This window comes from Nonomuraea sp. NPDC049309, assembly GCF_043196965.1.
GTDB classification, from domain to species: Bacteria; Actinomycetota; Actinomycetes; order Streptosporangiales; family Streptosporangiaceae; genus Nonomuraea; species Nonomuraea fastidiosa.
Genome location: NZ_JBICSH010000004.1, coordinates 295,335 through 311,844, shown reverse-complemented (window position 1 = coordinate 311,844; position 16,510 = coordinate 295,335). Strand labels below are relative to the sequence as shown.

Below are 16,510 nucleotides of genomic sequence, written 5' to 3'. Positions count from 1 at the left end.
GAGCCGCCACCGAAGCCGGGCAGGAGGCGCGCGGTCACCATCGACGCCGCCCGGCCGGCCCCGCCGGCGGCCGTCAGAGCCGGGTAGGACCTCCCCCGTTGTGCGTCAGACCAGGATCGGACGCCAAAGATCGGACCGGAGCACGATGGTGCAGGTCACGGGCTCGCGATAACGTCCTAAGCATGACGCTTCCCCTGCACCAGCGCGCCGTCGTGGCCGACACTCACAACGACCTTCTCATGGCGGTCTCCGCACGGCCGCCGCAGCAGTGGGCCTCGTTCTTCCGTGAGCGATGGCTGCCGCAGCTCCAGGACGGCGGGGTCGACCTTCAGGTGCTGCCGGTCTTCATCGACGACCAATACCGTCCCGAGGGCGCGCTGCGTCAGACGCTGCGCATGATCGAGTGCGCTCACGTGCTGGCCGAGGGAAACCCCGACCACGTGAGCCTCTGCCTCGACGCCGGCGACATCGACCGGGCGCTCGACGCAGGCAAGATCGCGCTCGTGCTGGCGATGGAGAGCATGCCCGGCATTGACGCCAACGTCGAGCTGATCTCCACCATGCACCGCCTGGGCGTCCGGGTGGCGTCGATCGCCCACTTCGGCCGCACTCCCCTGGCCGACGGCAGCGGCGAAGACGACACCGGCAGCCGGCTCACCTCTCACGGCGTCGAGGCGCTGCGGGAGATCGAGCGGCTCGGCATCATCTTCGACGTCTCCCACCTCGGCGCCTCCGGCGTCGCCCACGTGCTCGAGCTGGCCACCAGGCCGGTCATCGCCACCCACTCCTCCGCCCGCGCCCTGCGCGACCACCACCGCAACCTCACCGACGACCAGCTCCGCGCCATCGCCGCCAACGGGGGCGTCATCTGCGTCAACTTCTTCGCCCCGTTCCTCGCCGAGCGCGAGGAGGACATGACGCTCGACCGGCTGCTCGACCACATCGAGCACATCGTCTCCGTCGCCGGCATCGACCACGTGGGGCTCGGGCCCGACTTCATCCGCGAGGTCATGGACGACCTGACGCCGCCGTGCTGCGAAGACGTCCACACCAGGGGTGTCGACCCGAAGAAGGCGATCCCGGGCCTGGAGGGTCCCACCGGGCTGCCCATGGTGACCGAGGGACTGCTGGCGCGCGGCCTGCCGGAGAAGGACGTCATGCAGATCATCGGCGGCAATGTGCGGCGCCTGTTCGGGGAACTGCTCTGATGCGGGCCCACACACGTACGGCAGCCGCGCGACCCGCGCAAGACGCGCCCCGGCTTCCACCACGACCAAGCGCCACGCCCGACGCCACCAGATCGCCGACCCGACCAGGCAGGACGCCCGACCCGAACAAGCGCCCAGCCCGACCAAGCGGAACGGCCAGCACGAGCAGGCCCCCAACCCGACTAAGCAGGACGCCCGACGTCATCAGGCTGCCGACACGACCAAGCGGGACACCCGACGCGACCCGGCTGCTGGGGCGACCAAGCGGGGCATTCGCGTGACCGTTTCCGCCACCACGACCACGTTCGACGGGGGACCATCGGCATGACCGACCACCACCACACCACCTTTCCTGAGCTCGCCGGCATGCTGGCCGACCTCGAGGAGCTGGTCTGCTGCGAGTCGTTCTCCAGCGACCTGGAGGCCGTGGCCCGCAGCGCCAAGGTGGTGGCCGCGATGGGCACCCGCCACCTGGGCAGCGCGCCCGAGTTCCTGGTGATCGACGGCGTCACCCACCTGCGCTGGTCGTTCGGCACGCCCAAGGTGCTGCTGCTCGGCCACCACGACACGGTCTGGCCGATGGGCAGCCTCGCCACCCACCCCTGGTCGGTGGTCGACGGAGTGGCCAGGGGACCGGGCGTGTTCGACATGAAGGCGGGGCTGGTGCAGACGTTCCACGCGCTGGCCGGGCTCGACTCGCTCGACGGCATCACGCTGCTCATCACCGGGGACGAGGAGGTCGGCTCCATCACGTCGTCGCGGCTGATCCAGGACACCGCGCGGGGGCTGGCCGCCGCGTTCGTCATGGAGGCGAGCGCCGACGGCGGGGCACTGAAGACGTCCAGGAAAGGCACGTCGATGTACACCGTCAACGTCCACGGCAAGGCGGCGCACGCCGGGCTGGAGCCGGAGAAGGGGGCCAACGCGGGCGTCGAGCTGGCCCACCAGATCCTGGCCATCGCCGGGCTGGGCACGGGCGCGACGACCGTGACGCCGACGGTCCTGTCGGGCGGTGCGACGCTCAACACCGTTCCCGCCTTCGCGTCGGTCGGGGTGGACGTACGGGTCGCCGAGGTGGCCGAGCAGGAGCGGGTCGACGCGGCGATGCGCGCCCTGCGGCCCGTCCTGCCCGGCACCCGCCTGGAAATCGTCGGCGGGCCCAACCGGCCGCCGCTCGAAGCGTCCATGTCGGCCGCGCTCTTCGCCCGCGCCCAGGAGCTGGCCGCGGAGCTCGGCCTGCCGCCCCTGACCTCGGCTTCGGTGGGCGGCGCCTCCGACGGCAACTTCACAGCAGGCGTGGGCTGCCCCACCCTCGACGGACTGGGCGCGGTGGGCGGCGGGGCGCACGCGGACCACGAGCACGTCCTGGTGTCGGAGCTCCCCGGCCGCACAGCCCTCCTCCGCGCTTTGATCGAGGCGGTCCGCTGAGCAGCCGCTTCGCAAGGTGACCGGCTCGCCGCCGGTGGAGCCGGCCAGACGCGCCAGTGGAGGCCGTTGAGACACTCCAATGGATGGCCGTTCAGAGCGCTGATGGAGGCGCTCACGAGCGCTGGAACGTCACAGCGGCGATAGAACCCGTCAAGTGCACCGGTGTAGGCACTCAGAGGTGGTGGTGGTGGTGAAGCCGGCCGGGTACGCCGGTGAAGGCCGCCCGGCGGCGACCCAGCGGACCACCCCCAAAGCATCCCGGCGGGCCATTCCAGAGCGGGGTTCCAGGGGGCGAAGCCTGCAGCGGCCCAACGAGTCACACGACGGCCCTGAGGGGCGAGGCGCGGCTGTGGTCTCAGGAAGGGGTGTGGGCGAAGCCGTTCAGGAGGGCGGTGAGGCCGGGTTCGAAGTGGTCGTCGAGGGTGGTGGCGTCGGCGGCTTCGGCGAGGAGGTTGTAGTCGGGGCTGCCGGGCTCGGGTTTGCGGCTGCGGCGTTCCCCGCCGAGCTTGGTGACGGCGATGGCGAGGGCATGGCCGACGGTGAACTCGCGCAGGCAGCGGGTAAGGCGGAGGGCCTGCGCCGGAGGGATGCCCTCGGCCTGGAGCTTGCTCAGCATTTTGACGCCGGTGTCGATGGAGGCGGGCGAGCGTACCGGCCGGGTCGCGAACACCTGGACCGCGTGGGGATGGCGCAGGAGGGTGTCGCGCAGGCGCAGGCAGTATTCGCGGGCGAGTTCCCGCCAAGGGCCGTCCCAGGGCAGGGTGTCCACCTCGATCTCGTCGAACATCGCCTCGGCCACGCCGTCGAAGAGCGCCTCCTGGTCGTCGTAGTAGCGGTAGACGGCCATGGGGTCGAAGCCGACGGCGGTGCCGAGCTTGCGCATGGAGAACTTGCGCAGGCCGTGGGCGTCGATCAGGGCGAGCGCGGCGGTGGCGAGATATTCGCGGGTGAGCCTGGGCCGGGTGGGCGGCTCGGGCACCTCGCCCGCCGTCTTGAGACCTGGTGCTTGGGACCCCCGCGTACGAGAAGCCGGAGCCTGAGAACGCTGGACGTGAGAAGTCGGTGGTTGAGGACTCGGCGCCTGAGAGCTCTGCGTTCGGGGGGCCGGTGCTTTGGGGTCGGTCGTCATGGTGCGAAACCCTCCAGGACGGCGCTGAGTGTCGCGGTGAATTCCTCCGGGTGCTGCATGTACGGGACGTGGCCGCCGGGGAACTCATGGCAGGGTACGCCAAGGCGTTCCGACAGCAGGCGGACGGCGGCGTGGTACGGCTTGCCGGCGCTGTCGCGCCCGGCGGCCAGGCACCACGGAGCCGTGGCGGCGGCCAGGGCGGTCAGGTCGGGCCGGTAGTCGTAGCAGAAGGCGGGCAGTTCGCGGCGCAGCAGCAGGTCGGCGTTGTGGAGCTGGCGGGTCATCGGGTCAGGGGCGCGGCCGGTGACCTTCCGGGTCAGGGCGTCGGCGGCGAGCATGAGGCGGGTTCCGGCGGCGATGGCGGTCTGGCCGGCGGGCGACAGGAAGATGCGCGGCGGGTCGGGCAGGGTCATCGCGCCGAAGGCCGCGTACGCTCGCATCAGGTGCCCTTTTTGGCTGAGCCGGGCGATGTGGTCGATCTCCCGGCGCTCCGCGGAGCCGGCGGGCAGGAGCTGGATCAGCGGTGCCTCGTGCACGACGGCGCCCAGCAGGCGGTCTTGGTGCCTGATCACCATCTCGAGGGCGATGATCGCGCCGCCGCTGCTGCCGAAGACGTAGGCGCGGTCGAGGCTGTGGTGGTCGAGGACGGCGGCCGCGTCGTCCGCCTGGGTCGCGGGTGTGATCGAGGCGTCCGGGCGGGTGAACGGGCTGCGCGAGTTGCCGCGCCGGTCGTAGGTGATCACGGTGAACGTGCGCGACAGCGGCTCCATGACGTCCGCGTACATGGCGGCGTCGCCTCCTCCGCCTGGGATCAGCAGCAGCGCGGGGCCGTCGCCCGCACGCTCCACATGCAGCCGGGCTCCGGGCACTTCAACCAACCCCATCGACTTGATCGCCATGGTGCTCCCTGGTCTCCTCATGTCATGTGTCTACACCGTAGTCTGAGTCTACGACGTAGACAGACGTGCTCGGCTCGGCTCCTGCTCGGCTCGGTGGGTGGTCTCTCGGCGGCTCTTCGGGGAGCAGCTCTCCTGGGAGGTGAACAGCGCTTCTGCGGGCTGAGCCGTTCTCCTGCGGGTTCGAGGAGGGTGGTCTCGGCGATCCGTTGCTGTAAGCCGCCGCAAGCGGTTGAGGCTCCGCGCTTCGGCTTTGCGCGGTTGCGGGTCGCCTCCGGCCGTAATGCGGCGAGGGTGGCGCCGGCAGATGTTCCGACCGGAGCGGGCAGGCAGCGGGCGGCCGGGCTCTTCTCCATCCGGTACGTGTTCGGGATGGGCTGCCGGGTTCCTCCTCGCCCGATGCGTGTCAGGGGCCAGTGGCCAGGCGCATCTCCATCCGGAGCGCGGCAAGGACAGGCGACCGGGCGAACCCCCACCCGATGCGTGTCAGGAGCGAGCGGCCAGGCGAACCTCCACCCGATGCGTGTCAGGGGCGAGCGGCCGGGCGAGTCTCCGTCCGGAGTGGGTGGGCGGGTGCTTCTTCGGTCACAGGGTGTCGGTGGTGGGGTGCGGGCCTTGGACGGCGTGTCGGCGAGAGGGCTGAGGTCTGGTCGGAGCGGTCCCAGGAGGAACAGGGGACGGCTCAGATTCACGGCCAGGGTCACTGGGCGCGGGTGAAGCGGGCGCCCCAGGCGTGGATGCGGGTGAGGAGTTCGGGCGGGCTGATGATGCGGAAGTCGGCTTCGAGGCTGCCGAGGGCCATGATCGGCCAGTCGAGGTCGTCGGTGCCCATGTGGACGAGGCAGTGCCCGCCTTCGGCCTCCTCGACGGTGGCCCACCGGCCGATGCGCGCCCGCACCTCGTCGGCCGGGGCGTAGACCAGGGCTTTCGTCCGGTACGTCTGCGGCTGCATGGTGTCGAGGCCGGCCTGGACGAACTCGGCGGCGTCGGCGGTGGGCAGCTCGCGGGGGCGGAAGCGGGCGCCGGTGCTCTCCGGGGCGGACATCCGGTCGACGCGGAAGCTGCGCCAGTCGTGGCGGGTGAGGTCGTAGGCGACGAGGTACCAGCGGTGGCCGAGCGACACCAGGCGGTGCGGCTCGACGTTCCGCTCGGTCTTGTTGCCGCCGGCGGCGGTGTAGGAGAAGCGGATGCGTTCGCTGTCGCGGCAGGCGAGGGCGACGGTGGTGAGGACGGCGGGGTCTGCGGCGGCTCTGGCGGGGTTGCCCCAGCCGGCGGAGACGGTCATGGCGCGCAGCGCGTCGATGCGGCGGCGCAGACGTACCGGCATCACCTGGACGACCTTCGCCAGCACCCGTACGGACGACTCCGCGATGCCCTCCACCGGGTTCTGCGCGGCGGCCTGCAGGCCCACGGCCAGGGCGACCGCCTCCTCGTCGTCGATCACCAGGGGCGGCAGCGCCGCGCCGGCGGCGAGCTGGTAGCCGCCGTCCACGCCGCGCTGCGCCTGCACCGGGTAGCCCAGCTCGCGGAGGCGGTCGATGTCCCTGCGGAGGGTGCGGGGCGACACGCCGAGCCGTTCCGCCAGCTCCCTGCCCGGCCAGTAGCGGTGGGTCTGCAGGAGGGAGAGCAGTCGCAATGTCCGGGTGCTGGTGTTCGCCATGTTCTCCATTCTCCGCGTCATTGAGGACGGAAAGTGGCCGCAATGGAGACCATCGTGGAGGGGAAGCGACCGAGAAGAAGGGCATCACCCATGACCGTTGAGACACTGAGCAGCACGCCCGAGCTGACCGGCGAGCGCGCCGACCTGCTGGCCGAGCTGGCGCAGGCCCGCCATTTCCTGCGGTACACCACCCGCGACCTCACCGACGAGCAGGCCCGCGCCCGTACGACCGCCAGCGAGCTGTGCCTCGGCGGCCTGATCAAGCACGTGACGTCGATGGAGCGGGCCTGGGTGGACTTCATCCTGAACGGCACCTCGGCCATGAAGAACTTCACCGACATGACCGAGGAGGACTTCGCCCGGCGGGCCGCCGAGTTCCGGCTCCTGCCCGATGAGACGCTGGCCGGGGTGCTGGCGGCCTACGAGGAGGTGGCCCGCAGGACGGACGAGGTGGTCGCCACGCTGCCGGACCTCGACGTCAGCCACTCGCTGCCGGAGGCTCCGTGGAACGAGCCGGGGGCTCGCCGGTCGGCACGCCGGGTGATCCTGCACATCATCGCCGAGACGACCCAGCACGCGGGTCACGCCGACATCATCCGCGAGTCCCTCGACGGCGCGAGGACCATGGGGTGAGAGGGCTGCGGGGGCGCCGCCACCGTCGGGGCGGACCGTCGGGGCGGACCGTCGGGGGTCGTCAGAGCGGGCCGCCGTGAACCGTGCTCGCCGGGCGGGCCCCGCCGCCCGCAGCCCGGTGCCGGGTGCGGGCGGGAACCGGTGACGTGCGTAAATGAAGGCATGGAGCACGAAGAGGCGGCGGCCAGGGCCGGGGTGGTGGTCAGGGAGCTGCGCGAGATCGGCGAGTTCGAGCAGGTCTACCGGCTCTTCGACGAGATCTGGCGGCCGGGGCCGACGAACGTGCCGGCGACGGTGGAGCTGATGGCGGGGTTCGCGCACACCGGCAACTATGTGGCGGGCGCGTACGCGGGTGACGAGCTGGTGGGGGCGTCCGTCGGCTTCCGGGCGGCGGGGCGGGCGCTGCACTCGCATGTGACGGGCGCCGTGGTGGGGCGGGGCATCGGGTACGCGCTCAAGGCGCACCAGCGGTGGTGGTGCCTGGAGCGGGGGCTGGAGCGGATCACATGGACGTTCGACCCCCTCGTACGCAGGAACGCGTACTTCAACCTGGTGAAGCTGGGCGCCCGCCCCGAGGAGTACCTGCCGGACTTCTACGGTGTGATGGCCGATGCGATCAACGAGGGGGACGAGTCGGACCGGCTCATGGCGGTCTGGCACCTCACGGAAGACGTGGAGACGGAGCACGAGCCGAGGGAGGCGGCCGTGCGGCTGTGGGAGGGCCCCAACGGGGAGCCGGTGCTCGAGCCCGGAACGCCCCCGCGGAGCGGCACCCTCCTCGTCGGTACGCCGCGCGACATCGAGCGGCTGCGCCGGGACAACGCGTACGCGGCCCGCGCGTGGCGGCGGGCGATGCGGGAGGCGCTGGGCGGGGCCATGGCCCAGGGGGGACTTGTGGTGGGTTTCACCACTCGCGGAGAATATGTCGTGTCGATTACTTAGGTATTCCACAGCCGTTATATGCCTCTGTAATGTGACGGCAGGAATGCCGAACAAGGAGATCCGCATGTCGGAATTCACTCCCACCGTTCCTTCGCGAGTCCTGCCCACCGTCGAAGTCCGCGACCTTCCCGAACCGCCGCGCTCCACCTGGCGCATCATCGGCCCCGGCCTGGTGGGCGCCGGTGTCGGGCTGGCGTCGGGCGAGTTCATCCTGTGGCCGTACATCGCCTCCCAGGTCGGTCTCGTCTTCATCTGGGGTGCCGCGATCGGCATCATCACCCAGTGGTTCCTCAACATGGAGATCGAGCGCTACACGCTGGCCACCGGCGAGACGGCGCTGACCGGATTCAGCCGGATGTGGAAGCACTGGGGCCTGGTCTTCGTGATCATGACGTTGTGCTCGAACCTCTGGCCGGGCTGGGTGACCACGTCCGCGACGATGGTGACGTACCTGACCGGCACGGGTGAGGGCTCGGTGCGCTACATCGCGATCGCCATGCTGATCGTGATCGCGCTCGGGCTGACGCTGGCGCCGGTGATCTACACGGCGCTGGAAAAGGTGATCTTCGTGAAGATCGCCCTGGTCGCGACGCTGATCGTGGTGGGCATCGTGGTCGCGATCAACGCCGAGAGCTGGGTGCAGCTCGGCCGGGGCCTGACGGTGGACGCCCGGTTCCCGGTGCCGCCGCTGGACTTCGCCGTGCTCATGGGCGCCATCGCGTACGCGGGCGCGGGCGGCGGCCAGAACCTGTGCCAGAGCAACTGGATCCGCGACAAGGGCTTCGGCATGGGCCTGTACGTGCCGCGCCTGGTCAGCCCGGTCACCGGTCAGGAGGAAGCGGTCTCGTCGACCGGCTTCCAGTTCGCGCCGACCAAGGAGAACCTGGCGCGCTGGAAGAACTGGTGGCGCTTTGCGAACGTGGAGCAGGCGTGGACGTTCGCGGTCGTGTCGTTCGCGACGATCGCGCTCATGTCGATGCTGGCGTACTCGACGGTGTTCGGTAAGCCGGGGCTGGAGAACAGCATCGCGTTCCTGCAGGCCGAGGGCGAGGTGCTGCAGGACGTCGTCGGGCCGTGGTTCGGCATCCTGTTCTGGGTGATCGGCGCGCTGGCGCTGTTCGCCTCGGCGATGGGCATCGTCGACTACACCTCGCGGCTGGCCTCCGACACGATCAAGACCGTCTACCTGCGCGACAAGCCGATCTCCGTCAACCGCGTCTACTTCATCGTGGTGTGGGCGCTGGCGCTGTTCGGCACCGTGATCCTGCTGGCGGGCCTGGACCAGCCGCTGATCCTGCTGGTGTTCTCGGCGTGCTTCGCGGCCGTGATGATGTTCGTGTACTCGATCCTGCTGATCATCCTCAACCGCAAGGCGCTGCCCGAGGCGCTCAAGGTGCGCTCGTACCGGCTGGGCGCGCTGATCTGGTCGGTGCTGTTCTTCGGCACGCTGACCGTGATCGTGGCCTTCCAGCAGGCGCAGAGCCTGTTCGGCTGACGGCTGCTCGACCCGCGGCGTGCGCGGCGAACGGCCGCCGCGCACGCCGGCGGTTGACCTCAAGCGAGATCGAGGCAGCAGACTCGCCGCATGCGAGTCGTAGAAGTGACGAAGTACGGCGGCCCCAGGTGCTCCAGGTGGGCCGGGCACCGGGGTGGCCGGGCGGGTCGTGCCCGCGGGCGACGGGGTGGACGCCGGATGGCTGGGCAGGCGGGTGGCCGTGCAGCCGCCCGGCGGGGGCGCGTACGCCGAGCGGGCCGTCGCCGGGGTGGAGACCGTCGTGGAGATGCCGAGTGACAGGCCCCGGTCAGGGGGATCGGGAGGCCAGGTAGTCCTCGCGCACCTTCGAGCGCGACAGCTTCCCTGTCGGCGTCCGCGGCAGCGCCTCGCGATACTCGATCACCTTCGGGTGCTTGAACCTGGCGATGCGCGGCCCGCAGTGCTCCAGCAGCTCGGCCGTCAGCGCGGGCCCCGCCTCGACGCCCGGGGCGGGCTGGACGAGGGCGACCACGTTGTGCCCCCACTCCTCGTCGGGCGCTCCGATGACGGCCACGTCGGCCACCGCGGGGTGTTCGAGCAGCGCCGCCTCGATCTCGGCGGGGTAGATGTTCACGCCGCCTGAGACGATCATGTCGGTACGCCGGTCGCACAGGAACAGGTAGCCGTCCTCGTCGAGGTAGCCGATGTCGCCGGGGGTGTACCACTCCCCCCGCTCCCCCAGCTTGGTGGCGGCCGTCTTGGCCGGGTCCTTGCGGTATTCGAACGTGCCGATGCCGGACTTGACGTACACCAGGCCGGGCTCGCCGGGCGGCAGCTCGTCGCCGGACTCGTCGCAGATCTTCGCCTCGAACGTCGGCACCGGCCGCCCGACGGTGCCGGGGCGGGCCAGCCACTCGTGGGGTTTGACGGCGAAGGCGATGGAGGACTCGGTGGAGCCGTAGTACTCGTACAGGACCGGCCCCCACCACTCCATGATCTGCTTCTTGACCGCCACGGGACAGGCGGCGGCGGTGTGGACGACCTGCCGCAGGCTGGACAGGTCGTATCGGGCCTTGACCTCGCCGGGCAGCTGCAGCATGCGGTGGAACATGGTCGGCACCATCATCGCGTTCTCGATGCGGTGGCGTTCGATCAGTTTCAGGGTCCCTGCCGGGTCGAAGCGGGGCGCGATGACCACGGTGTGCCCGAGATGCAGCGCGAGCTGGGCGTGCGCGCAGGGCGCCGAGTGGTACATCGGCGAGGTGACCAGGTGGCGCGCGTCGCCCGGCTTGAGGTCGACGACCTCGCCGATGAACCAGATGTGCAGCGGCAGCGTCGCCTCGGGCTCCTTGCCGGGCAGCGGGCGCTGCACGCCTTTGGGGAAGCCGGTGGTGCCGGAGGTGTACCACATGACGGCTCCGGCGGTGCGGCCGTCCGGCGCGGCGGTGGACTGCCCTTCGGCGAGCCCACCGGTGCCGATCTCGCCGCCGGGCACGGCGTGCTCGGGCCCGGTGACGACGACCTTGGCGTCGCAGTCTTTGAGGATGTACGCGATCTCCGTGGCGGTCAGGTGCCAGTTGATCGGCACGTAGTAGAGCCCGATCTGGGCGGTCGCCATGACCATGATCAGGGCGTCGATGCCGTTGGGCAGGACGCCCGCGGCGACGTCGCCGGTGGCGAGGCCGCGCTCGCGCAGGCCGTGCGAGACCTGGTTGACGCGGGCGAGCAGGTCGCCGTACGTGGTCCGCGTGCCGTCGGCGTCGATCACGGCGAGGCGGCCGGGGTCGGCGGCGGCGATGGCGTAGAAGCCGGGCAGCCCGCTGATGTCCATCTAGAGCTCCAGTAGTTCTGCGAGCCTGGCGCGGTGGATCCGGGGCGGGCCGAGCAGCACCTCGTCGGCCTTGGCCCGCTTGTAGAACAGGTGGGCGTCGTGCTCCCAGGTGTAGCCGATGCCGCCGTGCAGCAGCAGGTGGTCGCGGGCCACCTCGAAGCAGGCGCGGCCGACGTACGCCTGGGCGAGCGCGGCGGCCTCGGGCAGGTCGGCGGGCGACTCGTCGGCGGCCCACGCGGCGTACCTGACGATCGACTCGGCCTGTTCGAGCTTGGCGTGCATGTCGGCGAGCTTGTGCTTGACGCCCTGGTAGGAGCCGATGTAGCGGCCGAACGCGACCCGGATCTTGGCGTAGGCCACGATGGCGTCGAGCGCGGCGCGCATCACGCCGAGCTGCTCGGCGGCCAGCGCCACGCACATCCGGTCGAAGATCCCCGTCTCGGGGGCGGGCCCGAGCAGCCGGGCGGGGGCGCCGTCGAGCACCACCTCGGCCTGGCCGCGGGTGATGTCGAGCGTCTCCAGCGGGCTCCTGCTCACGCCGGGCCCGGCCAGCTCGACGGCCAGCAGCACGAGGCCGTCCGGGCCGGAGGCGGGCACGACGAGCACGTCCGCCTCCATGCCGGAGAGCACCTGGCCGAGCCGGCCGGTGGCGGCGGAGCCGTCGTAGGCGACCTCGCTCGGGTGCACGGTGGCGGCGATGCGGCCCTCGGCGATGCCGGTGAGCAGTTCCTTGTCGGGCACCTGGCGCAGCGTGATGGCGGCGAACGCGGTGGCGAGGAACGGTCCCGGCAGCAGGGCCGCGCCGGTCTCCTCCAGCGCGACGGCCAGCTCGGTGAGCCCGGCGCCGGCGCCGCCGTACTCCTCGGGGACGATCAGGCCGGGCAGGCCGAGCTCGCCGCTCAGCCGCGCGTACACCTGCGGGTCGTAGCCCTCGCGGGCCTTGGACACCGGCGATGCGGCGCTGAGGAAGGCGCGTACGGCCGCGCGCAGCTCCTGCTGTTCGGCGCTGAGTACGAGCTTCACCCCTGCGTCCCCACCTTCAGGTCCTTGAACGGCACGTTCTTGTCGACGCGCGGCTCCGGCGGCAGGCCGAGCACGCGGTCACCGATGATGTTGCGCATGATCTCGTTGGTGCCGCCGCCCAGCGCCATGCCGGGCGCCATGGAGATCGCGCGGGCCAGGGGGTGGCCGGCCAGCGCGGCCTCGGGGCCGGCGAGCCGGGTGGCGAGGTCGGCACGGAACTGGGTCAGCTCGGCGAGCAGCAGCTTGGCGGCGCTGCCGCGGGCGCCGGGGAAGACCCCCGCCTTGGTCTCCTGGGCCAGCCGCTCGTTGAACAGCTCCAGGGCGCGGCTGCGGATGTGCAGCTCGACGAGCTCGTCGCGGACCAGCGGGTCGGAGGTGTCGACCTGGTGGCGCAGCGCCTCGAGCGCGGTGGGGTCCTCCTTCTGCCCGCTCATGCCGACGCCCGCCGAGATCGACAGCCGCTCGTGCAGCAGCGTCGTGACGGCGACGCTCCAGCCGTCGTTGACCTCGCCGATGCGGTGCTCGTCGGGGATCGTGACGGCTTCGAAGAAGACCTCGTTGAAGTTGGCCCGGCCCGACATGTCCTTCAGCGGCCTGACGGTCACGCCCGGGTGGTGCATGTCCACCGCGAACATGGTCAGGCCCCTGTGCTTGGGCTGCTCCACGTCGGTGCGGGCGAGCAGCAGGCCCCAGTCGGCGTACCGGGCGACGGACGTCCACACCTTCTGGCCGTCGACGACCCAGTGGTCGCCGTCGCGTACGGCCCTGGTCTGCAGGCCGGCCACGTCGCTGCCGGCGCCCGGCTCGGAGAAGAGCTGGCACCAGATCTCCTCGCCGCGCAGCAGCGGGCGGATGAACCGCGCGCGCTGGGCGTCGCTGCCGCGGTCGAGGATCGTGGGCCCGGTCATGCCGAGGCCGATCGAGAAGACATAGGTGGGCAGGGCGAAGTCGCGGGCCTCCTCGGCGAAGGCCCGCTCCTCCGCCTGGGTCAGGCCCTGTCCGCCCCACTCCTTGGGCCAGCTGATGCCGGAGTAGCCGGCGTCGTACAGCTTGGCCATGAACTCCTTGGCGCGGGGGATGGCCTCCGCTTCCGGGTGGCCGCCGGACGGTGCGTTCTCCTGCAGCCACTGGCGGGCCGCACGCCGATACTCAGCAAGGTTCACATCGACTCCTTGGCATCAGTGCTCACTTACTCTAATCAGCTCGCCACGGCACGCATAGAGCATTGCTCTAGTGCCTGCCCGCCGGATTCGTCATGGAATCTCCGGTGATTCGAGGCGACGCCGCCTGATGTGGTCCCCTGACCTCCAGGGGGATGGGAGTGATCACACGGCCGGGCCGGTCCATACGCACGCAGCTGGCGACGCTCGCCGCCGCGGCCATGGCACTGCTCTGCGCCGGCGTGGCGGCGCTGCTGCTCTGGGCGACGCGCAGCACGATCGTGGACATCAGGACCCGCGAGGTCCTCAGCAGCGCGCTGCGGGTGGTGCACCTCATCAAGGACGACCGGCTGCCCCGCGTGACCACGATGGACCTCGACGGGCTCCAGGTGGTGGACGCCGCCGGGCGGGTGGTCTCATCGACGCCGAACCTGGCCGGATCGCCGCGCCTGAGCCAGATCGTCCCCGCGCGCGACCAGGCCACCCGCGTCGCCACGATCTGCGACCGGCCCGAGTTCGGCGACCGCTGCGAAGTCCTGGTGGCCTTCCGCGTGTACGAGAAGGGGGGCGACTGGCTCGTCTACGCCTTCGGCCCGCTGCCTCCCTGGTACATCAGCCCGGCCGCGATCGCGTTCCTCCTCCTGTTCACGGTGACGCTGGTGGCGCTGACCTGGTTCGGCGTCTCGCGGGTGGTGGCGCGGACGCTGGCCCCCGTCCAGGACCTCACCGAGCGGCTGGCCGAGATCACCGCGGGCGACGGCTCGCTGCGGCTGCCCGTACCGGAGACCGCCGACGAGATCAGGGGTCTGGCCGTGACCGCGAACCGGACGCTCGAACGCCTGGAGGCCGCGCTCGACCAGCAGCGCCGCTTCGTCTCCGACGCCTCGCACGACCTGCGCAGCCCGATCACGGCCATGCGGACCGAGCTGGAGATGGCGCTGCTCGACCCCGACGACAACGACTGGCGCGAGACCGCGTCGAAGCTGCTGGCGAGCCTCGAGCGGCTGCAGCGCATCGTCGGCGACCTGCTCACGCTGGCCCGGCTGGACGCGGGCGAGCCCGGCGCCCTGGAGCCGGTGGACCTGGGCGAGCTGGTCGCCGCCGAGACCGCGAGGCCGCGCTCGAAGCAGGTGGCTACCTCGCTGCAGCCGGGCGTGGTGGTCACCGGCGACCGGCACCGGCTGGCGCGCCTGCTGACGAACCTGCTGGACAATGCCGAGCGGCACGCCGAGAGCACGATCACCGTCACCGTGCGGGCAGAGGGCGGGCAGGCGGTGATGGAGGTGCTCGACGACGGCGCGGGCATCGCACCCGAGGACCGCGAGCGGGTGTTCCGGCGCTTCCTGCGCCTGGACGCGGCCCGCAACCGGGACGCCGGAGGCACGGGCCTCGGCCTGCCGATCGCGCGGGAGATCGCCGAGAAGCACCACGGGACGCTGCGCATCGAGGACTCCGACAGGGGCGCCCGTTTCGTACTCAGAATGCCAAGAAGTAACGCCTGACGGAATTTGTTGCGACCCCCACCGAAAGTCGTTCTAGTGCGATGGCTACCATGATCGCGATGAACGGGACATCTGAGACATGCCGGGGCTTCACATAACCAGAAGGACTGACGCCCGTTTTGTCCTATAAATACTAGTGATCAGAAGTTAGAGTTACTCGCTGTGACAACTGGTTTCAGCCGATTACGGCGCGAGGATTTGCTGAAGACGGCCTGCGAGGTGATCGCGGAGCAAGGTTTCGGCCACACCAGGACCCTGGACATCGCCAGGGCCGCCGGAGTCAGCCAGGCCCTGCTCTTCTACCACTTCGAGACCAAGGAGCGGCTGTTCGCGCAGGCATTCGGCTATGCCGCGCGCGTGCATCTGGACGCGCTCGCCGATGTCGAGCGCTCCTCGGGCACGCCACTGGAACGCTTGCGCTCCCTGCTCAGGCTCTGCTCGCCGGCGATCCCCACGGAGGGCTGGCGGCTGTGGATCGACGCCTGGTCCGAGGCCATGCGCAGCAGCGAGCTCGAGGAGATCTCGCGGCGCATCGACGCCAGGGGCCGCACGCTGATGCGCACGATCATCGAGGCGGGCGTGGCCAGCGGCGACTTCGAGTGCGAGGACCCCGACGCGACCACGTGGCGGCTGTTCGCCCTGATCGACGGGCTGGCGGTGCAGACGCACCTGCATCCCAAGGTGCTGTCACGGCGCCGGGTCAACGTGCTCATCCGTACGGCGGCGGCGATGGAGCTGGGGGTGTCCGCGGAAAACCTGTGACCCTCCCCCGCGTTCCGGTGTACGTCCACCACGAGCCCCGCTGATCTCGACCGAGACTCATGGGGATCTGGGCGGACGCCGCGCCGTCAGCACCTCGGTGACCGTCGTCACCTCCCACGTGCCGGACGGCCGGTCCGCGAGCAACGCCTGCCTGGCCGCCTCGGTGAAGGCGCCGGCCCGGTCGCCGAGGCGGGCGGGCGCGGTGTAGGAGTACGACAGCTGCAGGCCGACCACGGCCGCCACGTCGTACGTCAGCCGCTGCTCGAATCGCGCCCTGCCGAGCACGTTGAACGGCGATGCCGCGAGCACGGCCTCGTGCGGCACGCCGGTCGCCTGATAGCTGTTGCGCGCCGTGAACGTGTTGATCCCGAACGCGTCCCGCACGCGGCACATCACCGGCTCCCACGGCAGCTCGGGCTGGTCCACCGCCGGTCCCACCAGCGCCACCACGCCGCCCGGCGGCAGCAGCGCGTCCAGCTCGGCGAGCACCGCCCGCCGGTCCATCCAGTGGAACGACCGTCCCATCACCACGTGGTCGAACGCGGGCAGCTCCCGCAGCCGCTCGGAGTCGCCGGCGATCCAGCGCACGTTCGGCGACCGCGCCGCCAGGCGCCTGCCCTCCGCCAGCATGCCCTCGTCGGGATCGACGGCCAGGACCTCGCGCACCCGCCCGGCCAGCGGGATCGCGACCGTGCCCGGGCCGCAGCCGAGGTCGAGCACCGTGCTGTCCGCCCCGAACGCCGCCGCCAGATGCTCGATCGCCGGCTCCGGGTGGCGGAAGCGGTATCGCGCGTAGTAGGGGGCCGCGCCGCCGAACAGGTCCGCCATGGATGGGACCATATACGGGTTCATGACGAGGTTC

At 71.0% G+C, this 16,510-nt stretch carries 14 protein-coding genes; 7 read left to right on the top strand and 7 right to left on the bottom strand.

What is annotated here, in order from left to right; genetic code table 11:
* Positions 1–182 precede the first annotated feature (182 nt).
* Together ACGFIM_RS26515 and ACGFIM_RS26510 are read left to right on the top strand one after the other, a co-directional pair.
* The gene (locus ACGFIM_RS26515; protein WP_393204874.1) at positions 183–1,208 is read left to right on the top strand and encodes a dipeptidase; all 1,026 of its coding nucleotides are present in this window, start codon (positions 183–185) and stop codon (positions 1,206–1,208) included.
* Between the two features lie 324 nt (positions 1,209–1,532).
* The gene (locus tag ACGFIM_RS26510; protein WP_393204871.1) at positions 1,533–2,636 is read left to right on the top strand and encodes a M20 family metallopeptidase; all 1,104 of its coding nucleotides are present in this window, start codon (positions 1,533–1,535) and stop codon (positions 2,634–2,636) included.
* A 355-nt stretch (positions 2,637–2,991) separates the two neighbouring features.
* Here ACGFIM_RS26510 and ACGFIM_RS26505 read toward each other — a convergent pair whose 3' ends face one another.
* The 3 genes from ACGFIM_RS26505 to ACGFIM_RS26495 form a co-directional block, all read right to left on the bottom strand.
* A complete protein-coding gene (locus ACGFIM_RS26505) occupies positions 2,992–3,615 on the bottom strand; it encodes a TetR/AcrR family transcriptional regulator (RefSeq protein ID WP_393204868.1) in 624 nt (207 codons plus the stop codon).
* 146 nt (positions 3,616–3,761) lie between these two features.
* Complete coding sequence (locus tag ACGFIM_RS26500; RefSeq protein WP_393204865.1) at positions 3,762–4,685, bottom strand: alpha/beta fold hydrolase; 924 nt, start codon at positions 4,683–4,685, stop codon at positions 3,762–3,764.
* Between the two features lie 676 nt (positions 4,686–5,361).
* On the bottom strand, positions 5,362–6,321 hold the full coding sequence (locus tag ACGFIM_RS26495; protein ID WP_393204862.1) for a helix-turn-helix transcriptional regulator: 960 nt from the start codon (positions 6,319–6,321) through the stop codon (positions 5,362–5,364).
* 90 nt (positions 6,322–6,411) lie between these two features.
* Between ACGFIM_RS26495 and ACGFIM_RS26490 the strand changes: the two genes are divergently transcribed.
* From ACGFIM_RS26490 to ACGFIM_RS26480, 3 genes are all read left to right on the top strand, one after another.
* Positions 6,412–6,954, top strand: a complete 543-nt coding sequence (locus ACGFIM_RS26490) for a DinB family protein (RefSeq protein ID WP_393204859.1) — start codon at positions 6,412–6,414, stop codon at positions 6,952–6,954.
* A 162-nt stretch (positions 6,955–7,116) separates the two neighbouring features.
* Positions 7,117–7,896, top strand: a complete 780-nt coding sequence (locus tag ACGFIM_RS26485) for a GNAT family N-acetyltransferase (protein WP_393204857.1) — start codon at positions 7,117–7,119, stop codon at positions 7,894–7,896.
* Positions 7,897–7,960: 64 nt separating this feature from the next.
* Positions 7,961–9,391, top strand: coding sequence for an Nramp family divalent metal transporter (locus tag ACGFIM_RS26480; RefSeq protein WP_393204854.1), 1,431 nt, complete (start codon positions 7,961–7,963; stop codon positions 9,389–9,391).
* A 307-nt stretch (positions 9,392–9,698) separates the two neighbouring features.
* Here ACGFIM_RS26480 and ACGFIM_RS26475 read toward each other — a convergent pair whose 3' ends face one another.
* From ACGFIM_RS26475 to ACGFIM_RS26465, 3 genes are read right to left on the bottom strand one after another with little or no spacing between them, the layout of a single operon-like run.
* Positions 9,699–11,201: an AMP-binding protein gene (locus ACGFIM_RS26475; protein WP_393204851.1), complete on the bottom strand. Its 1,503-nt coding sequence runs from the start codon at positions 11,199–11,201 to the stop codon at positions 9,699–9,701.
* Complete coding sequence (locus tag ACGFIM_RS26470) at positions 11,202–12,224, bottom strand: acyl-CoA dehydrogenase family protein (RefSeq protein ID WP_393204848.1); 1,023 nt, start codon at positions 12,222–12,224, stop codon at positions 11,202–11,204.
* Entirely contained in the window at positions 12,221–13,387 is a 1,167-nt protein-coding gene (locus tag ACGFIM_RS26465; protein WP_393204845.1) for an acyl-CoA dehydrogenase family protein, read from the bottom strand. Before ACGFIM_RS26465 ends, ACGFIM_RS26470 begins: the two co-directional genes overlap by 4 nt.
* Before the next feature lie 158 nt (positions 13,388–13,545).
* On the opposite strand from ACGFIM_RS26465, the gene ACGFIM_RS26460 reads away from it, so the two are divergent.
* Both ACGFIM_RS26460 and ACGFIM_RS26455 read left to right on the top strand, forming a co-directional pair.
* A complete protein-coding gene (locus ACGFIM_RS26460; protein ID WP_393204843.1) occupies positions 13,546–14,886 on the top strand; it encodes an ATP-binding protein in 1,341 nt (446 codons plus the stop codon).
* A gap of 162 nt (positions 14,887–15,048) precedes the next feature.
* Positions 15,049–15,648, top strand: a complete 600-nt coding sequence (locus ACGFIM_RS26455) for a TetR/AcrR family transcriptional regulator (RefSeq protein ID WP_393204840.1) — start codon at positions 15,049–15,051, stop codon at positions 15,646–15,648.
* 57 nt (positions 15,649–15,705) lie between these two features.
* Here the strand turns inward: ACGFIM_RS26455 and ACGFIM_RS26450 are convergent, their stop codons facing one another.
* On the bottom strand, positions 15,706–16,476 hold the full coding sequence (locus tag ACGFIM_RS26450; protein ID WP_393204837.1) for a class I SAM-dependent methyltransferase: 771 nt from the start codon (positions 16,474–16,476) through the stop codon (positions 15,706–15,708).
* Positions 16,477–16,510 lie beyond the last annotated feature (34 nt).

Bases quoted from the DNA above. Each gene is read 5' to 3' on its own strand.
- ACGFIM_RS26515 (WP_393204874.1), top strand. From the start codon at position 183: ATGACGCTTCCCCTGCACCAGCGCGCCGTCGTGGCCGACACTCACAAC.
- ACGFIM_RS26510 (WP_393204871.1), top strand. From the start codon at position 1,533: ATGACCGACCACCACCACACCACCTTTCCTGAGCTCGCCGGCATGCTG.
- ACGFIM_RS26500 (WP_393204865.1), bottom strand. From the start codon at position 4,685: ATGAGGAGACCAGGGAGCACCATGGCGATCAAGTCGATGGGGTTGGTT.
- ACGFIM_RS26495 (WP_393204862.1), bottom strand. From the start codon at position 6,321: ATGGCGAACACCAGCACCCGGACATTGCGACTGCTCTCCCTCCTGCAG.
- ACGFIM_RS26490 (WP_393204859.1), top strand. From the start codon at position 6,412: ATGACCGTTGAGACACTGAGCAGCACGCCCGAGCTGACCGGCGAGCGC.
- ACGFIM_RS26485 (WP_393204857.1), top strand. From the start codon at position 7,117: ATGGAGCACGAAGAGGCGGCGGCCAGGGCCGGGGTGGTGGTCAGGGAG.
- ACGFIM_RS26480 (WP_393204854.1), top strand. From the start codon at position 7,961: ATGTCGGAATTCACTCCCACCGTTCCTTCGCGAGTCCTGCCCACCGTC.
- ACGFIM_RS26475 (WP_393204851.1), bottom strand. From the start codon at position 11,201: ATGGACATCAGCGGGCTGCCCGGCTTCTACGCCATCGCCGCCGCCGAC.
- ACGFIM_RS26450 (WP_393204837.1), bottom strand. From the start codon at position 16,476: ATGGCGGACCTGTTCGGCGGCGCGGCCCCCTACTACGCGCGATACCGC.